The organism is Acinetobacter sp. V115_6, assembly GCF_031799025.1.
Lineage (GTDB): Bacteria > Pseudomonadota > Gammaproteobacteria > Pseudomonadales > Moraxellaceae > Acinetobacter > Acinetobacter pittii.
In genome coordinates this window covers 1-16,694 of sequence record NZ_JAVQNO010000015.1, presented here as the reverse complement: position 1 = coordinate 16,694, position 16,694 = coordinate 1, and the positions used below count along the sequence as shown (strand labels likewise).

At 35.2% G+C, this 16,694-nt stretch carries 11 protein-coding genes and 1 tRNA gene; 8 read left to right on the top strand and 4 right to left on the bottom strand.

Annotation, left to right across the window (positions count from 1 at the left end; translation table 11 throughout):
- Positions 1-162: 162 nt before the first annotated feature.
- Complete coding sequence (locus RMA94_RS03005) at positions 163-546, top strand: SCP2 sterol-binding domain-containing protein (RefSeq protein WP_002118641.1); 384 nt, start codon at positions 163-165, stop codon at positions 544-546.
- Positions 547-636: 90 nt separating this feature from the next.
- Here the strand turns inward: RMA94_RS03005 and RMA94_RS03000 are convergent, their stop codons facing one another.
- The 3 genes from RMA94_RS03000 to greB all read right to left on the bottom strand — a co-directional run bounded on the left by RMA94_RS03000 (position 637) and on the right by greB (position 3,947).
- Complete coding sequence (locus tag RMA94_RS03000; protein WP_032057444.1) at positions 637-1,749, bottom strand: transglycosylase SLT domain-containing protein; 1,113 nt, start codon at positions 1,747-1,749, stop codon at positions 637-639.
- A gap of 532 nt (positions 1,750-2,281) precedes the next feature.
- Positions 2,282-3,256 (bottom strand): 3-oxoacyl-[acyl-carrier-protein] synthase III C-terminal domain-containing protein, encoded by a 975-nt coding sequence (locus RMA94_RS02995; RefSeq protein WP_311081804.1) that lies wholly within the window; start codon positions 3,254-3,256, stop codon positions 2,282-2,284.
- Between the two features lie 220 nt (positions 3,257-3,476).
- Entirely contained in the window at positions 3,477-3,947 is a 471-nt protein-coding gene (gene greB / locus RMA94_RS02990; RefSeq protein WP_069036577.1) for a transcription elongation factor GreB, read from the bottom strand.
- Between the two features lie 345 nt (positions 3,948-4,292).
- Here greB and RMA94_RS02985 point away from each other — a divergent pair.
- The 4 genes from RMA94_RS02985 to RMA94_RS02970 all read left to right on the top strand — a co-directional run bounded on the left by RMA94_RS02985 (position 4,293) and on the right by RMA94_RS02970 (position 12,890).
- Positions 4,293-4,382: transfer RNA gene (locus tag RMA94_RS02985), tRNA-Ser, on the top strand.
- A 1,030-nt stretch (positions 4,383-5,412) separates the two neighbouring features.
- Positions 5,413-10,704: a YadA-like family protein gene (locus RMA94_RS02980; RefSeq protein WP_311081802.1), complete on the top strand. Its 5,292-nt coding sequence runs from the start codon at positions 5,413-5,415 to the stop codon at positions 10,702-10,704.
- Positions 10,705-10,806: 102 nt separating this feature from the next.
- On the top strand, positions 10,807-11,637 hold the full coding sequence (locus tag RMA94_RS02975; RefSeq protein ID WP_130173298.1) for an OmpA family protein: 831 nt from the start codon (positions 10,807-10,809) through the stop codon (positions 11,635-11,637).
- Positions 11,638-12,065: 428 nt separating this feature from the next.
- On the top strand, positions 12,066-12,890 hold the full coding sequence (locus RMA94_RS02970; RefSeq protein WP_130173297.1) for a DUF6502 family protein: 825 nt from the start codon (positions 12,066-12,068) through the stop codon (positions 12,888-12,890).
- Between the two features lie 8 nt (positions 12,891-12,898).
- Here the strand turns inward: RMA94_RS02970 and RMA94_RS02965 are convergent, their stop codons facing one another.
- Positions 12,899-13,255, bottom strand: coding sequence for an IS630 transposase-related protein (locus RMA94_RS02965; RefSeq protein WP_130119572.1), 357 nt, complete (start codon positions 13,253-13,255; stop codon positions 12,899-12,901).
- Between the two features lie 496 nt (positions 13,256-13,751).
- Between RMA94_RS02965 and RMA94_RS02960 the strand changes: the two genes are divergently transcribed.
- The 3 genes from RMA94_RS02960 to RMA94_RS02950 all read left to right on the top strand — a co-directional run.
- Entirely contained in the window at positions 13,752-14,570 is an 819-nt protein-coding gene (locus tag RMA94_RS02960; RefSeq protein ID WP_001120776.1) for a hypothetical protein, read from the top strand.
- A gap of 458 nt (positions 14,571-15,028) precedes the next feature.
- Positions 15,029-15,874 (top strand): OmpA family protein, encoded by an 846-nt coding sequence (locus RMA94_RS02955; protein WP_311081796.1) that lies wholly within the window; start codon positions 15,029-15,031, stop codon positions 15,872-15,874.
- A 35-nt stretch (positions 15,875-15,909) separates the two neighbouring features.
- A partial coding sequence (locus RMA94_RS02950) for a BapA/Bap/LapF family prefix-like domain-containing protein (RefSeq protein ID WP_311081793.1) occupies positions 15,910-16,694 on the top strand: 785 nt, incomplete at its 3' end.

Here is a 16,694-nt window from a genome sequence, read left to right as displayed (position 1 = left end):
CCTTTAATGTATCAAAATACTAAAAAATGAATGTTCCGTACAAAAAGTCATAGCCCAAAATTTAAATTACATGCTATAACAAGCCACAAGCAGAATTGCTTCACATGATGTTGTCTGGATAGACAACCAGAGAAATTGAACAAATAAATTTGAGGAAGAATCATGCCTGCATTTTTAACTGAAGATTGGTTTGCGACTGTCGAAAAATTAACTGCTGAAGCAGGTGATCTTAATTTGCCGCCCGCTCTTGCGAACTTGGCAATTAATTTAGTAGTGACAGATGCTTCTGGAAATACCGAATTAGCTTTAGATGGGGGTAAAATCCAAAAAGGTTTGTCTTCAAATGCCAAAACAACTTTAAATATGGATGCTGAGACTTTACGTAAAGTATTCTTAGAGTTTGATATGGCTGCTGCTATGCAGGCATTCATGACTGGTAAAATTAAAGTTCAAGGCGACATGTCTCAATTAATGGCTTTACAAACAGCTAAGCCAAGCCAAGAACAAAAAGATTTATTTAAGAAAGTATTAGAGCATACTGCTTAAATCTAAAAGAATTCATATAAAAAGCTTACCCAAAGAGGTAAGCTTTTTATTTGTACAAACAATGAATTTATCAACTTTTAAAAATAAAAATTAGATATTGATTCGTGTTTGCGCCGTTTTGATATGTTCAAGATAAGCACGGATACGAGTGACATATTGAACTGCTTGCTTATATCGACCATTTCGCGTTTTATTACTTTGCAAATAGTCATAGAGGTTGACCCATTTGTTCGGATCTTTCCCTTGAGATTGCAAGCGCTTCTGAATCTGACTTACCGCACCTGGTCCCATGTTATAGGCCACAAGCGCATACCAGTTCCGATCAGGGAACGGAATATTATCAAATTCGGTTAGCATCAGATCGTAATACTTCGCGCCGCCCTGAATACTCTGAGCAGGATCGCTACGATTGCTTACACCCATTGCTCGAGCAGTGCTATTGGTTAGCATCATTAAGCCACGCACACCTGTGGGAGAAACAGATTCTGGCTTTAAATATGATTCTTGATAACCAATTGCAGCAAGTAAATGCCAATCTAGATCATACTTCGCTGCGCTTTGCTTAAAGCTCGCTTTGTAAATCGGTAAACGTGTGCTTAAGTCACGTTGAATGGTTGACCATGCTTCTGGTTTAACCACATTGCGGTTATAAAAAGAGGCAAGTTGTTGGGTCACACCATTTTGCTTACTTTGGCATACAAAGCCGCTGGCGGTCTGTGTGAGTGGGTCATCAGCTTGTTTAAATACCCAACTTAACTCAGGATTTAAGCCATTTTTTTGCAAATTTGCTGTGTCACCACAACTTGCAGAAAACGACATTAAACCTTTGTTTTCGATTGTGCTTAAACCTGCTGTAGTCATCGCAAAGTTTGCTTTACCTTGCTGAACCCATCTAAGTGCAGTGGCATTGTCTGCCACGATTTTAAAGTCCAGCTTTACATTTAGGTTCTGTGCATAGTTACGTGCTAAATCGTAACCAAAACCATGTAAAAACTGATCTTCTTTGAAAACGGTTGTCGGGCTTTCTACCGCAACAACAGTTAAAGTGTTTGTGTTAACTACAGTATTGTACTGTAGGGTTTTTCCTGCATTAAGACTATGAAATGGGAGAAGTATAGTACTGAGTGCAAGAGCTTTTAACGGGAGAGAAGAAAATAAAGAGTTAAGGCAAAGCCTCGACCCAGAACTTGAATTACTGTGCATGTTGTCTCCGCTACAGATAATTTATGCCCTAAAAGTCAGACAAAAAGCTGCCATAACTTCTAAAAGTTGATAAATTCAATAAGGGGTGGGCAGTCATGACGTCATTCAAAATGACATGAAATGAAAAAAACAAACTGTGTAGAAAATCTACATAGTTTTCGAGTGGGTTAAAAAATGCTCAACATTTAAACTGCGCGCATCATAATATTGAAAAAAAGTAATGTCAAATTTTGTACAATTAAAACTTCGATATATCATCATAAACACATGAATTTCTTAAGGAAGAAAATTTATACACTTCTGATGTGAGAAAATAGGGTATAAAATGCTACATTTTGTAGCCATCATGTTAGTACAACGTGAAATTTGATTTAGATACTAGGTAAATTGATATAAGTTAAATAATTGAAAATATAAAATAATTTAGTTTTGTTCTAATAAATTTAATTTGTTTATAATTAAATTGAAGTTAAAAGATACTGTTAAAAAAGTATCTTTTAACTAAGGTAATATTTTTATAAGTTATTTTTTATTAAATCTTCCATAACATTACACCGGTCTGATAACCTGCTCCTAAAGACCAAAAAACAATAATATCGCCTTTATTTATAAGTGATTTTTCTAAACGTTTTTTATAAGCAATAAAAAAACTACTTACTCCTGTATACCCATATTGATCTCCAATATATTCAATTTTTTCAGTAAGTATATTGATTTTATCCTGAAGAATGTCAATATTAGATTTTGTAAATTGAGATAATAAAAAACAAGATATGTCTTCAATTTTTAAATTATTTTTCTTTAATAACTTTTCTAACGCATCCGCAGCAAATTCCACGCTTTCTAGACCAGTAAATGGTGCCCAATGAATTTTTTGTTCCTTACTATGATAATTCGTTAAACCATGAGGAGGAAAAACAATAGTTTTACAAAAACTACTATCTGTCTGATACATCCTGTCAATAATGCCTGAATCACCAGTATTTTTTTCAAGTATTATGGCTGCTGCTGCATCTCCTACAATTGTTGAAGGAATTGGTTGCCTCTCATCTCCAAGCATTGTTAGATGGTCAGATCCAATCACTAGTGCACGTTTGTAGCTCTCTTTAGACGCTAGTAAAACGGATGCCTGTTCAAGGGCAACAAACATTCCTAAACAATTAGCATTTATATCAAAGCATATACAGTCAGTTTTAATATTTAGTTCTGAATGAATAAGTAAAGCATTAGTTGGAGATAGATATTGTAATGTTGTAGAGGAAAAGATAATAATATCAATACTATCATGTGAAATATTATAATTTTTTAATAATTTTTTTGAAGCATGAATTGCCATTGTGAGAGCATTTTCTTCCTCATCAATAATTACATGCCTTTTATTTCTACCTACTTTTTCAAAAATTCTATTTAAACTGTCTTTATCTTCAAATTTATTTAAATAGTAATCATTATTTCTAATTGTTTCTGGATGATAGGTTGATATAGCAGAAATTTTTATACCTTTCATAGTTAAATAATCTCTTTATTATAAAATAAAATTTTGTTTGGTTCTTAATCTATTATCGATGGCATTTTATTTATTTTTTTTAATTTTAATTTTTATGTTTTTTATTTTTATACATGAGCTTATATAGGTGTATATTAAAAATCAATGAGCTATATTGATTTTCAATGACAATATAATTCAATATTATATTTCACTTAATTATATTGTAATAAAAATTAAATTATTGATAAGAGATGTTTGTTATATACCAAATCATTTTACCCTTAGGAGTTTGAACTTGTATTTCATCATCTATACTTTTACCTAAACAAGCTTTTGCCATAGGCGATTGCAAAGAAATATAATCCTTACGACCGTAAATTTCTTCATCGCCGACTATGCGAAATTTAATAGCTTCGCCTTCGTCATTTTCTAACTCAACCCATGCTCCAAAGTATGCTTTTCCGTCTTGTTCTGGGCTATATTCAACTTTATGTGCGACTTCAAATAGTTTGGTTAGGTATCTAATTCTACGATCAATTTCACGTAGTTTTCTTTTGTTGTAGTGGTAGTCTGCATTTTCTGAGCGATCACCAAGACTGGCTGCCCATGACACAATTTTAGTAATCTCTGGACGTTCTTTTCTTACAAGATCATTTAACTCATCTTGTAATTGTTGATAACCTTCAACCGTTAATAGTTTGCGATTCATCATATGGCCAAAACTTCTTTCATATAGATAGTTTCGTTAGAAACTACATCAGGAATTAAAACTTATCAGTAATTGCAAAGGGCAGAATACCCTGAGTAAAGCTTCTTATCTTTGTGAGTATGTTATCAAAAAGATGGAAGAATATCATTTAGTTATGCCAAGAGTGTTCTGCTGTCAAAGATAGCTAAGAATCTCAAAAGAAAGTTTTGTTTAAGATGAAAAGAAGGAATAAGTAGATAAAAACTCAAAATCTGAAATATTTTGTTTTTATTTTGAGCGGTTGAATTAAAAAATTAAATAAAAGATTTGCCAACTTCAATTTTTATTTATATTATAGCGCTCGTTGGAAGCGTGGCAGAGCGGTTTAATGCACCGGTCTTGAAAACCGACGAGGGTGTGAGTCCTCCGTGAGTTCGAATCTCACCGCTTCCGCCAAAAATTTTTAAACGGAATCAAATGTATAATTTGGTTCCGTTTTTTTATTACAATTTTGGAAATCTTCTAAATTTTAGTAATCCTCTCTTATTCTCATCTGAATTAATTTACTTCGTATATCGTTTTATTAGCATCATGACACTATGATCAACTTGTAAAACTACATATTAGGATTTAATGCATTTGTTAAAAATGTAGTCGCAGTTAAATTCGCTTATAAGAATTTTATTGATATGGATCTATTTGTTCAATTAATACATAACCTGTCAGGTGAGTACGATAATTTTAGAAGCTCGGTAGTACATTTAGGGTACTATCATGAAATACTAGTACAGGAGAGGGCATCTAAAGTACATCTATTTCTAATTTATAAATTGTGTACAAATTGAACATTTTTTGGTATTTTAAAATGAGAATCACATTGTTCAGGCATAGTGTGGTCTATATTGCATGTATTATGCACGGCTCAATGCGATTGCTATGAGCTTTTTTTTCGTCTGTAGTTTTGCATGGTAACTGGGTAAATTTATGAATATCTGGAACTTTATTAAAAGTTTTAATACTGTAAACACTTATTTAATTCTTTCTTTTTCTTTACTTTTTATAATAACCACTTATTTTTATTATATAAATCCAAGGTAAAGGTATTGGTGTTTTGCTCATCTCTAGAAAATTATAACTTTAGATAGCCCTACTAATTTAATTATTAGATAGAATCCACCCCCTAGATTTTGAAAGCATTTTCTAATTCAAAGTCTAGAGGGGGAATTAAAAGAATTTATTAAAACTTGTCCTTGATTACTAAAATTTAAAAATAATAAATATTTAAAAATCAATAAAATATTAATTTTTAAAAGGATGATTATAGTTTTATTTAATTTTAATGTGCATATTGCACATTTTATGTCTTGATGATAATTTGATCACACTAATAGAAAAATTGTTGCTGCAGTTATAGCTGTTATACCTCTTGCAGTTAACTCAAGCACAAGGATATTTCCAACCAACATATGCAAAAAAGGAAATTAAAATGAATAAGATATATCGGTTAATCTGGAATGAAGCTTTAGGTATTTGGGTTACGGCATCTGAGCTATCTAAAGCCAAAGGAAAGCGTAGTTCAGGTAGCAATATTACAAATGTGGGTATTAGTCATACATCTAGCAAAGTTAAAAATAATCAATTTATTGTTTTTTCTAGGAGTGCTCTCTTTTCTGGCGCTTTAGTATCAACGGGTGCTTTTGCTGCAGGTAGTGCAGACATAGGAACACCAACAGTAACTGCGGCTATCGGACCGAGCAATAGCTGTGTGAGTCAAACAGCAACCAATCTTACCACTGTAGTTCCGTGGACATGTCTTGGCCAAACAGCAACTGGTGGTTTTACTCTCATTAACGGCGTGCAAGCCAATGCGCAAAATGTAGCTCAGACTAATTTAGATGCAAGGGCTTCTGGGCAAGAAGCAATTGCAATAGGTTTTATCGATACAACTGCTTCGGGCACGAATAGTGTGGCAATCGGTGAAACTTCTAATGCGTTAGGTAAAAACTCAGTTGCTATTGGTAAAAATATTACGGCAGATAACTCTAATATAAATGAAGACCTATCTCATAATGTAGCGATTGGATCTAACAGCATAGCTAGTACAAAAGGTAGTCAATATACTATAGGTTCTGGAGGTGCCGTAGCTATTGGTTATGGTGAGGATGCTAATGGTGTTGGGGCCGTAGCGATAGGTTCATCTAATACAGCTGAGGGTGATGGTGCAGTTGCAGTAGGTCGAATAAATAATGCTATTGGAAGTGGTACGATTGCATTAGGGGACAGTAGTTCTGCAAATGGAAATCGAGCAGTAGCCTTAGGTTCAACTGCTGATGCTGTTGGTAATGCCGCATTAGCTATTGGTGATGGTGCAAAAGCTCATGGATGGAGTGCGATTGGAATTGGACGTATTGCAAATGCTGATGCAGATGCAGCGATTGCTCTGGGGGATTATGCTCAAGCATTAGCTTTTGGATCATTGGCTTTTGGACGTGAGTCTTATGTGGATGAAAACTCTTATGAGTCAATTGCTCAAGGTTTTGGAAGTTCAGTAACTTCTGCGCGAACTGCAGTAGCTCTTGGTCCTAATGCGACAGTAAATAGTCGGAATAGCGGTATTGCTATTGGCGATAATGCGCAAGTAATTGTAGGAAATCATGTTAACGATGTGAATGGCCTACCAGGATCTATAGCAATAGGTTTAAATGCTCGTTCAGTAGGTGGTAGTGAAGTTATTATTGGATCCTATGCTGCTCAAAATGCGCAACGTTATGATGATGGCGCTAAAAATACCTATGGTTCAGATAGTGTTATGTTAGGCAATCAAGCTGGACGTAATTCTCAATATTTATATGCGACATTTATTGGTGATCAAGCAGGTCAAAATAGCATTGGTCAACACAATAGTTATGTAGGGCAAAATGCAGCGAGATACCGAACTGGGAGCTATAATACTGCTCTAGGTAGTAATGCATTAACAGGGATTAGTAATACTACAAACTCTACTGGTGAGTTTAATACTGCTATTGGCGCTGGTTCAGGTGGAGCCTTAGAGGGAGATAATAATACTTTAACTGGTTTTAATGCAGGTAGAAATCTAATAGGGAGCAATAATTCTGTATTTGGTAATTATGCAGCTTTTGGATTACAAGGAAATAATAATATTGCAATTGGAAATCGTGCAGCATACTCAGCAGTTGGTAACGACAATGTAATTCTAGGTTCAAATTCTAATATAGGTGTAAATACTAATAATGTTGTAGGTATAGGAACAAATACTCGAGCTACTAAAGAGAATTCAATTGCTTTAGGTGCAAATGCAAATACTAATACAGATGCAACACAAGAAGCAGAGGCAAATTTAAATGGGTTGACTTATGGGGATTTTGCGGGACAAGTTACAAATACAGGGATGCAATTGTCAGTTGGTTCTGAGGGAGCAGAACGTCAAATTAAAAATGTAGGTTCAGGGAATATTTCCGCTACGAGTACAGATGCGATCAATGGTAGTCAGTTATATGCAACGAATAGCGTATTAGGTAACGTTGCTAATAGTACACAAAATATTCTAGGGGGCAATGCGAGTTTAAATAGTGACGGTACGCTTTCAATAAGTAATATTGGTGGTACTGGCCAAAATACAATTGATTCAGCAATAGCAGCATCAAGAACAGAAGTCGCAGCGGGCACTAATGTTGCCGATGTAGTTAAAACGACAGGCAGTAACGGTCAGGACATCTATACCGTGAATGCACAAGGGACCACTGCGTCAGCAGGATCAAATGCAGTGACCGTCACGGCAGGAACACCTGATGCCAACAATGTTACGGACTATGCAGTTGATTTGAGTCAGGACACCAAAGACAGTCTGGTTAAGGCAGACACGGCATTACAAAGTGTGGTGACACAGATTGACGGTGTCGATGTGAAGACCGTGAACAAGGATGACAACAAGGTTAACTTTGTGACGGGAGACAATGTTGAATTAACAGCGAATGCGGATGGCAGTATCACGGTGGGTACGGCAGCGGATGTGAGCTTCAATACGGTGAACACCACCAACCTGACTGCGACAGGAGAAACCAAGTTAGGTGACAGCTTCACGGTCAATAATGGTGGCAGTTACTACACAGGTCCAATTACCGAAGGTGATCACATCACCAATAAAACCTATGTAGATCAAGCCACAGCAGCATCAAGAACGGAAGTTGCAGCGGGCACTAATGTTGCCGATGTGGTTAAAACGACAGGAAGTAACGGTCAGGACATCTATACGGTAAATGCACAAGGGACCACTGCGTCAGCAGGGTCAAATGCAGTGACCGTCACGGCAGGAACACCTGATGCCAACAATGTTACGGACTATGCAGTTGATTTGAGTCAGGACACCAAAGACAGTCTGGTTAAGGCAGACACGGCATTACAAAGTGTGGTGACACAGATTGACGGTGTCGATGTGAAGACCGTGAACAAGGATGACAACAAGGTTAACTTTGTGACGGGAGACAATGTTGAATTAACAGCGAATGCGGATGGCAGTATCACGGTGGGTACGGCAGCGGATGTGAGCTTCAATACGGTGAACACCACCAACCTGACTGCGACAGGAGAAACCAAGTTAGGTGACAGCTTCACGGTCAATAACGGTGGCAGTTACTACACGGGTCCAATTACCGAAGGTGATCACATCACCAATAAAACCTATGTGGATAGCCAAACAGCAGCATCAAGAACGGAAGTTGCAGCGGGCACTAATGTTGCCGATGTAGTTAAAACGACAGGCAGTAACGGTCAGGACATCTATACGGTAAATGCCAAAGGTAGCACTGCGTCAGCAGGATCAAGTGCAGTTACGGTAACGGCAGGTACACCTGATGCTAACAATGTTACGGACTATGCAGTTGATTTGAGTCAAAGTACCAAAGACAGTCTGGTTAAGGCAGATACAGCCTTACAAAGTGTGGTGACGCAGATTGACGGAGTTGATGTTAAGACAGTCAATAAAGATGACAACAAGGTTAACTTTGTGACTGGAGACAATGTTGAGTTAACAGCGAATGCGGATGGCAGTATCACGGTTGGTACGTCAGCGGATGTGACGTTCAATACAGTGAACACGACGAACCTGACTGCGACAGGAGAAACCAAGCTAGGCGATAGTTTTACGGTGAATAATGGAGGCAGCTACTACACAGGTCCAATTACTGAAGGAAACCATATTACCAATAAAACCTATGTAGACCAGGCAACAGCAGCATCCAGAACAGAGGTTGAACAAGGGAAAAATATTACTGTTATTTCAAGCACTGGCGTAGATGGGCAAAATATATACACTGTTGCGACAGCCGATGAGGTTGATTTTAATAAGGTTACAGTTGGTGATACCACAATTTCAACGGATGGTATTGTTATTGCCAATGGGCCAAGCTTAACGAAAGATGGTATTAGTGCAGGCGATAAAAAAGTAACTGATGTTGCGGAGGGAATTATTAGTGCAGATTCTAAAGATGCGATCAATGGTAGTCAGCTTTTTGGCTTTGCTAATAACTTGACTCAACTGTTTGGCGGTAATGCTCTTTATAGTAATAACCAGATTAACTGGAGCAATATTGGTGGCACTGGACAGAATAACATTGATGATGCAATTAAATATGTAAATGATCAGGTTGCAAATGCAAACCAAGGTTGGAATGTAAGTACTGATTCAGGTTCGAATGCGACAAGCACAGTAAAACCAGGTCAAACAGTGAATATTAATGGTAGCTCTGATAATGGTGTATTAGTAACGAATTCTGGTAATAACATTAAAGTGAGTTTGGCTGATCAGATTAAAATTGGTACAGGAGATAAAGCGGTTTCAATTGATGGCAATACTGGAACAATTCAGGTTGGAGATGTTCATATTGATGGTGAAAAAGGCAATATTTCGGCTGGAAAAGTTACTGTTAATGGCGAAGCTGGTACAGTTAATGGATTAACAAATACGACTTGGAATCCTAACAATATTGTTTCTGGGCAAGCTGCTACTGAAGATCAATTAAAACAAGTTGCTCAAAATGCAAATGCAGCTGCAACAGCTGCTAAAACAACTGTATCGTCTGGGGAGAATATTACTGTTTCAAGTACTAAAAATGCTGATGGTAGTACGAATTATCAAGTGGCAACCAATAAAGATGTTAAGTTTGATACCGTTACTTCTGGTTCGGTTACCACAAATAAAGTTTCTGTAGGAAATATTACTATTGATCAAACGGGTATAAATGCTGGTGGCAGTAAAGTTACAAATGTAGCGGATGGCACAATTAACTCTACATCGAAAGATGCGATTAATGGGTCTCAGTTACATGCGAGCAACACCAATATTTATAACTACTTAGGTGGTGGTGCCAATTATGAAACCAATACAGGCCCTACTTATAATGTGGGTGGAGGCTCTTACAATAATGTGGGAGATGCACTGAATTCTTTAGATCAACAAGTCGCTAATGTAAGTAATCAATTAGAACAAGCATTCTATACAACGAATAAACGTATCGATGATTTAGAAGATCATGCCAATGGAGGTATTGCTCAAGCAATGGCAACTGCTGGATTACCACAAGCTTACATTCCAGGTAAAAGTATGATGGCAATCAGCGGTGGTACGTACCGAGGTGAATCTGGTTACGCAATAGGTATGTCATCGATTTCAGATAATGGAAAATGGGTTTTTAAAATGTCTGGCAGTGGTAATTCTCGTGGTGATTTTGGAGGAACTGTAGGCGCAGGTATCCAATGGTAAGTCTTTAGTGATTATTAGATACATTGAATATTTCAGTGTGTCTAATATAAAGACTACTTAAATTTAAATTATCGAATACAAAATTTATACGGGAATTAAGATATGAAAAATTTATTTATTATGTGTTTAGCAGTGGGAATTTTTAGTGGATGTTCAACTGGTACGTTAATTACAAAAGAGGGGACGACTGACAATCCTAAATGGCATAAAGCTAATGATGTTATTTTTAATAAGGAGTTAGGAACATTTCCAAATTTACAAAGCTTAAGCCAAATTCGTTCAGGTATGACAAAAGATCAGTTATATGAACTAATTGGACGACCACAATATGATGATGGGTGGAGACCAAGAGAATGGAATTATTTATTTCACTTTAATACACCTGGCAAAGGTGAAAATGGTATAACCACTTGCCAATATAAGGTTTTATTTGATCAAAATATGATTGCAAGCAGTTTCTATTGGAATCCGATTCATCCTGAGAATGCTGCTTGTCCTCCATCATTCAATCCACCAAAGAAAGAAGAGCCTAAACAGCAAGTATCAATCAAACGTTATACACTAGGTGCAGATGCATTATTTGCTTTTGATAAAAGTGATCTGAATCATATAAATCTAAAAGGAAGAGAGGATTTAGATCGTTTGGTTACAGAACTTCATAAATTTAATGAAATTAGAACAATTCGGATTTTGGGATATACAGATTACTTAGGACAGGAGGCTTATAACTTAACTTTATCTCAAAAAAGAGCAGAAACGATAAAACAATATTTTTTGAATAGTCAAATCAATGCCCAAGTTCTTATTGCGCAAGGTCTAGGCGAGCAGGATCCTGTAAAACACTGTGCAGATGGTCTTTCAAGAAATCTATTAGTGAAATGCCTAGAGCCCAACAGGCGTGTAGTAATAGATGTTGATGGTATCATTGAGTAAAATTTCATATATTATTTCTATAAAAGGCTTATTCAGATTGAATCAAGAATAAGCCTATTTTTTTCATAATTAAATTTTCAAATTGTTATTGATAATCAAAATATTTTTTTTGATATAAATTTTTGTTTTTATTTAAAATTTTATAATAATTTGCTTTCTTTGAATATTGGTTCTTTTATCTTTTTAGATATATCTTAGTTTCATAAGAAACTTAATTGTTCCCTTTTTAACATCAACACAGCTTGTAGAGAATGAACAAAGTGTACGAAGTAATTCGTTAGTTTATAAAAAAAAGCCTACATTTTTTTAAAAAAAAGCCTACAATTTATTAGGCTGAAAAAGTATAATTTTATTAAATTAAAATGATTTTTAACTTTCTAACTACTATTGAATTGGGGAAGTCTATTTCATCTCACACTGGAGTATGCATGGGTAAAGAGACATCGGCTTTGGTAACTTCTAAAGACATGATGTTGTCTCATGACACTGAAACGACATTAGAACATGCTATCAGTATTATGCCTGAGTTAGTTCGTTGGCTTATTAAAACTGGTATTGGTTACAATGAGTTTTCAACTGCACTAAAGTCGGTATTTTATAATGAAGCCATTAAAGAGCTAGACGCTATCAAACAAAAAAAGACAGACTCTGCTGTTAGCTTATTATCTGGTTTAGGGCGACGTGATGTCAGAAGTTTTTGTCAGACCTATGGTGAATATAGATTAATTAATCAGTTTAATCAGCAATTACCTATTAGTGTACCTGCTCGTGTAATAGGTTTGTGGATAGGCCAAAGACTGCCAACCCAAATTCCTTTTAATGGGGAGGAACCAAGTTTTGAGGGTTTGGTTAAGCAGATATCTTCTGAAAAGCATCCAAAATCAATATTACTCGAACTTAAACGATTGGGGTTAGTCATAGAAGAAAATGATCAAATTATTTTGCAGAATTCCAGTTTTACTCCAGATCCACACATGGATGAAAGTAAGCAACTATTTACTCAAAATATTTCAGATCATCTTGCAGCCGGAATTAGTAATCTAACGCAAAAAACCAATTTTTTAGAACAAGCTATTTTTGCAGACGAGTTAAGTCCTGAATCTGTAGAAAAGCTTAAAAAATTAAGTCTTGATATGTGGAATTTGATGTCTAAGGCTGTACTTTCTTCGGCAATAGAATATTGTAAAAATGATGAAAGATCGACTGATGCGAATAAACAGTTTCGTCTGGGTATTTTCCAATATGATAAATAAATATTGACTCACTCTCGACTTTTAAATTTATTTTTCCATCCAATTTTTTTTAAGCCTCTCCAAAGAATAGAATATGAGACTTTATAACCAAATCTATGTTCAAAAGGGTCTATTAATTCTCTGATTTTAGAGAAGGGTGTAGATTTTACAAAATCTTCAAAGCTTTTTAAGTCATAAATAGAAAAGGGTCTACCAGTACGAGTAAGTGGTAGTGGTTTTAAATCTTGTGTTGTTTCTTCAAGAGCAATCCATTCATCCAGTGTTGATCTGGCAATCTTAAACTGTTTACAGACTTTTGTCTTATGTTGCGTTTGTTTGTAAGCAGCCATTACATTCTGGCGAAAGTCTAAAGAATACGCACGCATAGAATTTAACTCATTTCCCTAGTGTCAAATGTTTAATAAAAACCTACTGTTTGAGCTATCGTAATTTTTTCTATTCAAATGTTACAGTCCTATCTCCTTTACGTAGAGTCACTCAAAGGAAATGTACCATTATTTAAAAAATATGTACATATTGCACATATTATTATTTTTTTTAAATTTTAACTTCCCTTTATATAATTTTTTTTATAAAAAATGATTTAATTGCACATTATTGTTTGTCAAAAAGTATGTTTATTGTTAAATTATATTAGCTTTTAATAAGAGAGGAGTTCCAGACATCATCCAATTGTAAAAGAATATATTTATTTCTGAATGCCTAGATTATTGTTAGCTAATTGAATTTTATAAAATTTAAATTTTATAGTGATTGAATAATACCAAATATTTAAGTTTCCTATAAAATATTTCATGAAAAAAACAGGTTTAAAGGAATTTTCTGTTTTTAGTTCTTACAACGTTTATTGAGATAACTCATATGCCTCATTCGCGTCTTACATTACCATTAGTATCTGTAGGTTTGTTTATGCTCTCGGGTTGTACTGGAGAGGACGGCGGATTTAATGTTGGAGTGACTTTAGGGGGGACTGGCACAGGTGAAATGACGGTTGGCACCGAAAACCCTGTTACTAATCCTCGACCAAATCCAGGTTCTAATCAAATGGAAGATGATGGTGAGTATGCTGTTGCTTATCCAAATCCTGTAACACAATATTGTGGCGGTGTAGAGCGAACAATTCAATTTGTTAGACACTATGCTCCATTTATCCCTATGAAAATGGGGGATCGGATGGATCTTTTGGGAATAAATAGTGGATTGAAGGTAAGGTATAAATTACAAGTCATTGTGAAAAATACGACATCAGAACCGATCTATGAGTACATCAACAGTTGTAAAGCTGCTATACAATTAACGGGTTCTAAAACAGAAAAAGAAACAGAAACAAATTATTGTTTAAATGATGAAACTGTTAATACTTATCAACCCAATGAAGAAAAAACATATTACTATACTTTTAATTTACCTAATATCTTGCAGAATTGGACTGCAAGTTATACTTCACAATATTCTAAACAATTATATCCAACAATGTACGATGATGATAATGAGAGCCTAAGAACTCATTGTGCTGCGCTAAGTACAATATTATTAATGGATGATTATCCATCAAGTAAAGATGGAGCTCCTCCACAAACATCTGAACAAGAAAATGGTTCTAACTCGTCGGAAGGAAACTCAAACAATGATGATAGTACGACAGAAGAGCCCCCAATCTTCGGTGGGTTTGATTTATAAGTTTAAATTTAAAGTAGACTAAATTTAACTTAATTTTTTCTTTCAAACCGCTCTTCATCTAAGCCATCTACTTCAGTATGGCTTTTTTTATCTCTTATTCTCTTATAGAAATTATTTACTTTATCCGCATAAGACGCTACTGAGCTTAAAGTCACGCAGTCACAAATTTTCTATGTTAAAAATGCACATAATTAGTTGTAGATAAAAAATAACAATTTTTTATTAAAAAAATAAATTAAAAAAAATATTAAATATTAAATATTTAAATTTGTAAGAGAATTTTTTTGAAACTATTTTCATTTTTAATATAAAAAGCATAGTTTGAAATAAAATAAAAATGTGTAAAATGCACATAAATCATGATGTGAATTTGATAACTTCACTTTGCATATATGAGAACTGCTTCACAAATATAGAGATAACAATGGTTTTTACTTTTAACGTTTAGGGAATGCTATATGTATAAATTGCGATTGTTAGTAATAGCTGTGTCAATTGGACTGTCTGCCTGTGCAGCCAACAATTATTCCCAGCCTACAGGTTTACGGTTTCAAGAAGGGGGTAACGATAAGACTCAAGTAATAAACGTAAAACGAGATGATAAATTATGTGCAGAAGATGCTCCGGAAAAGCAAAACTGTCCTATTAATTTCTATATAGACAACATTCAATCGGGTAGCTTCTATATTAATAATGCAGCGCAGTACCGTTTGAAGCCTGAAATTTACAATTTCAAAGTTAAAAATTGTACTTCTCAAGAGTGTCAATCATGTGATGTAGACCTTCAAACCAATCAGTTATCCGACAATAATTTGACCCTTTCCATAGATAAGAATGGCAAACCTTATATTTTAAATAATGGAAAAGAACTTGTTTGCTCAAAAAAAGAAGAAACTCCAACTATTGAACACACTTCAGTAATCCAATTATCAGCAGATACTTTATTCAAATTTGATGGTTCTACACTTAATGACTTGCTGCCAAAAGGGCGTCAAGAAGTAATGGATTTAGCTTCTAAAATTTCGCATGGATATGTTTCGGTAAGTGCAATTAAGTTGATTGGTCATACAGACCGATTAGGCAATCACAATTATAACCAAAAGCTGGCGCAAAGCCGGGCGGATACAGTACGGAATCTTCTAATCCAAAATGGGGTGGCTGATAGCGTTATCAGTACAGCAAGCATGGGAGAAACTCAACCTGTAACTGATGGGTGTCCTAACGCTAAATCACAAGAAGCCTTAAAAACCTGCTTGCAACCAGATCGTCGTGTAACTGTCGAAATTACTGGGATTTCTAAGTAATTACCAATTTATGGAATAAGAAGTTTAGGTGAAATATGACTAATTTTATCGTAATAGAAAAAGATTCATTAGAGAAATCAATAGTTAATTCGAATCAGATTACTTTAACAGAAGCATCAATCGTTCATACGAAAATGCATCGTGATGATGTTGAGGAATTTATCCGTGACGGTAATAACTTATTACTTAAATTGAAAAATGGAGAAGTAATAGTTATTGAAAATTTCTTTACTGCTTATGATGAAGTAATTTCTGACTTAGTATTTGAAGAAGATGGATGTGTTCTTTATTGGTTCGATGGGGTTTCTGACTTTAAAGGTATTCCAGGGTTAGAAGTATTATTACCAGAAGCAGGGAGTCAACTTGCTAGCCTTTTACCTTGGTTAGCTGGTCTGGGTGCTGTTGGGGGGATAATTGCTGCAACCCATAATGATGATGATAATTCCCCAAGTAAACCTAATGGTGTGAATAGTATCCAAGTTTCAAGTGATGGGCTTATAACGGGTAACACTGAAAATATTCCTAATGGCAGTAAAGTGAATGTTACCATTACGGGTAAAGATAAAGATGGAAATTTAATTAGTCAGGAAATTGAAACAACTATTAATCCTGATGGTAGCTATACAATAGAAGTGCCAAATGACTTTGCTGATGGGGATTTGAAGGTAGAGTCTGAGGTTGTAGATCAAAATGGTAATGTTGTAAAAGCTGAAGACAATCTGTCAGGTCAAGACGGTCTAGACCGGGTTGATGGCACCATTACAGTTGATGTAGACAACACGGGTCATATCACAGGCGGTACCACAGATGTTGCACCGGG

Coding starts and splice junctions, on each gene's coding strand:
- RMA94_RS03005 (WP_002118641.1), top strand. CDS start 163: ATGCCTGCATTTTTAACTGAAGATTGGTTTGCGACTGTCGAAAAATTA.
- RMA94_RS03000 (WP_032057444.1), bottom strand. CDS start 1,749: ATGCACAGTAATTCAAGTTCTGGGTCGAGGCTTTGCCTTAACTCTTTA.
- RMA94_RS02995 (WP_311081804.1), bottom strand. CDS start 3,256: ATGAAAGGTATAAAAATTTCTGCTATATCAACCTATCATCCAGAAACA.
- greB (WP_069036577.1), bottom strand. CDS start 3,947: ATGAATCGCAAACTATTAACGGTTGAAGGTTATCAACAATTACAAGAT.
- RMA94_RS02980 (WP_311081802.1), top strand. CDS start 5,413: ATGAATAAGATATATCGGTTAATCTGGAATGAAGCTTTAGGTATTTGG.
- RMA94_RS02975 (WP_130173298.1), top strand. CDS start 10,807: ATGAAAAATTTATTTATTATGTGTTTAGCAGTGGGAATTTTTAGTGGA.
- RMA94_RS02970 (WP_130173297.1), top strand. CDS start 12,066: ATGGGTAAAGAGACATCGGCTTTGGTAACTTCTAAAGACATGATGTTG.
- RMA94_RS02965 (WP_130119572.1), bottom strand. CDS start 13,255: ATGCGTGCGTATTCTTTAGACTTTCGCCAGAATGTAATGGCTGCTTAC.
- RMA94_RS02960 (WP_001120776.1), top strand. CDS start 13,752: ATGCCTCATTCGCGTCTTACATTACCATTAGTATCTGTAGGTTTGTTT.
- RMA94_RS02955 (WP_311081796.1), top strand. CDS start 15,029: ATGTATAAATTGCGATTGTTAGTAATAGCTGTGTCAATTGGACTGTCT.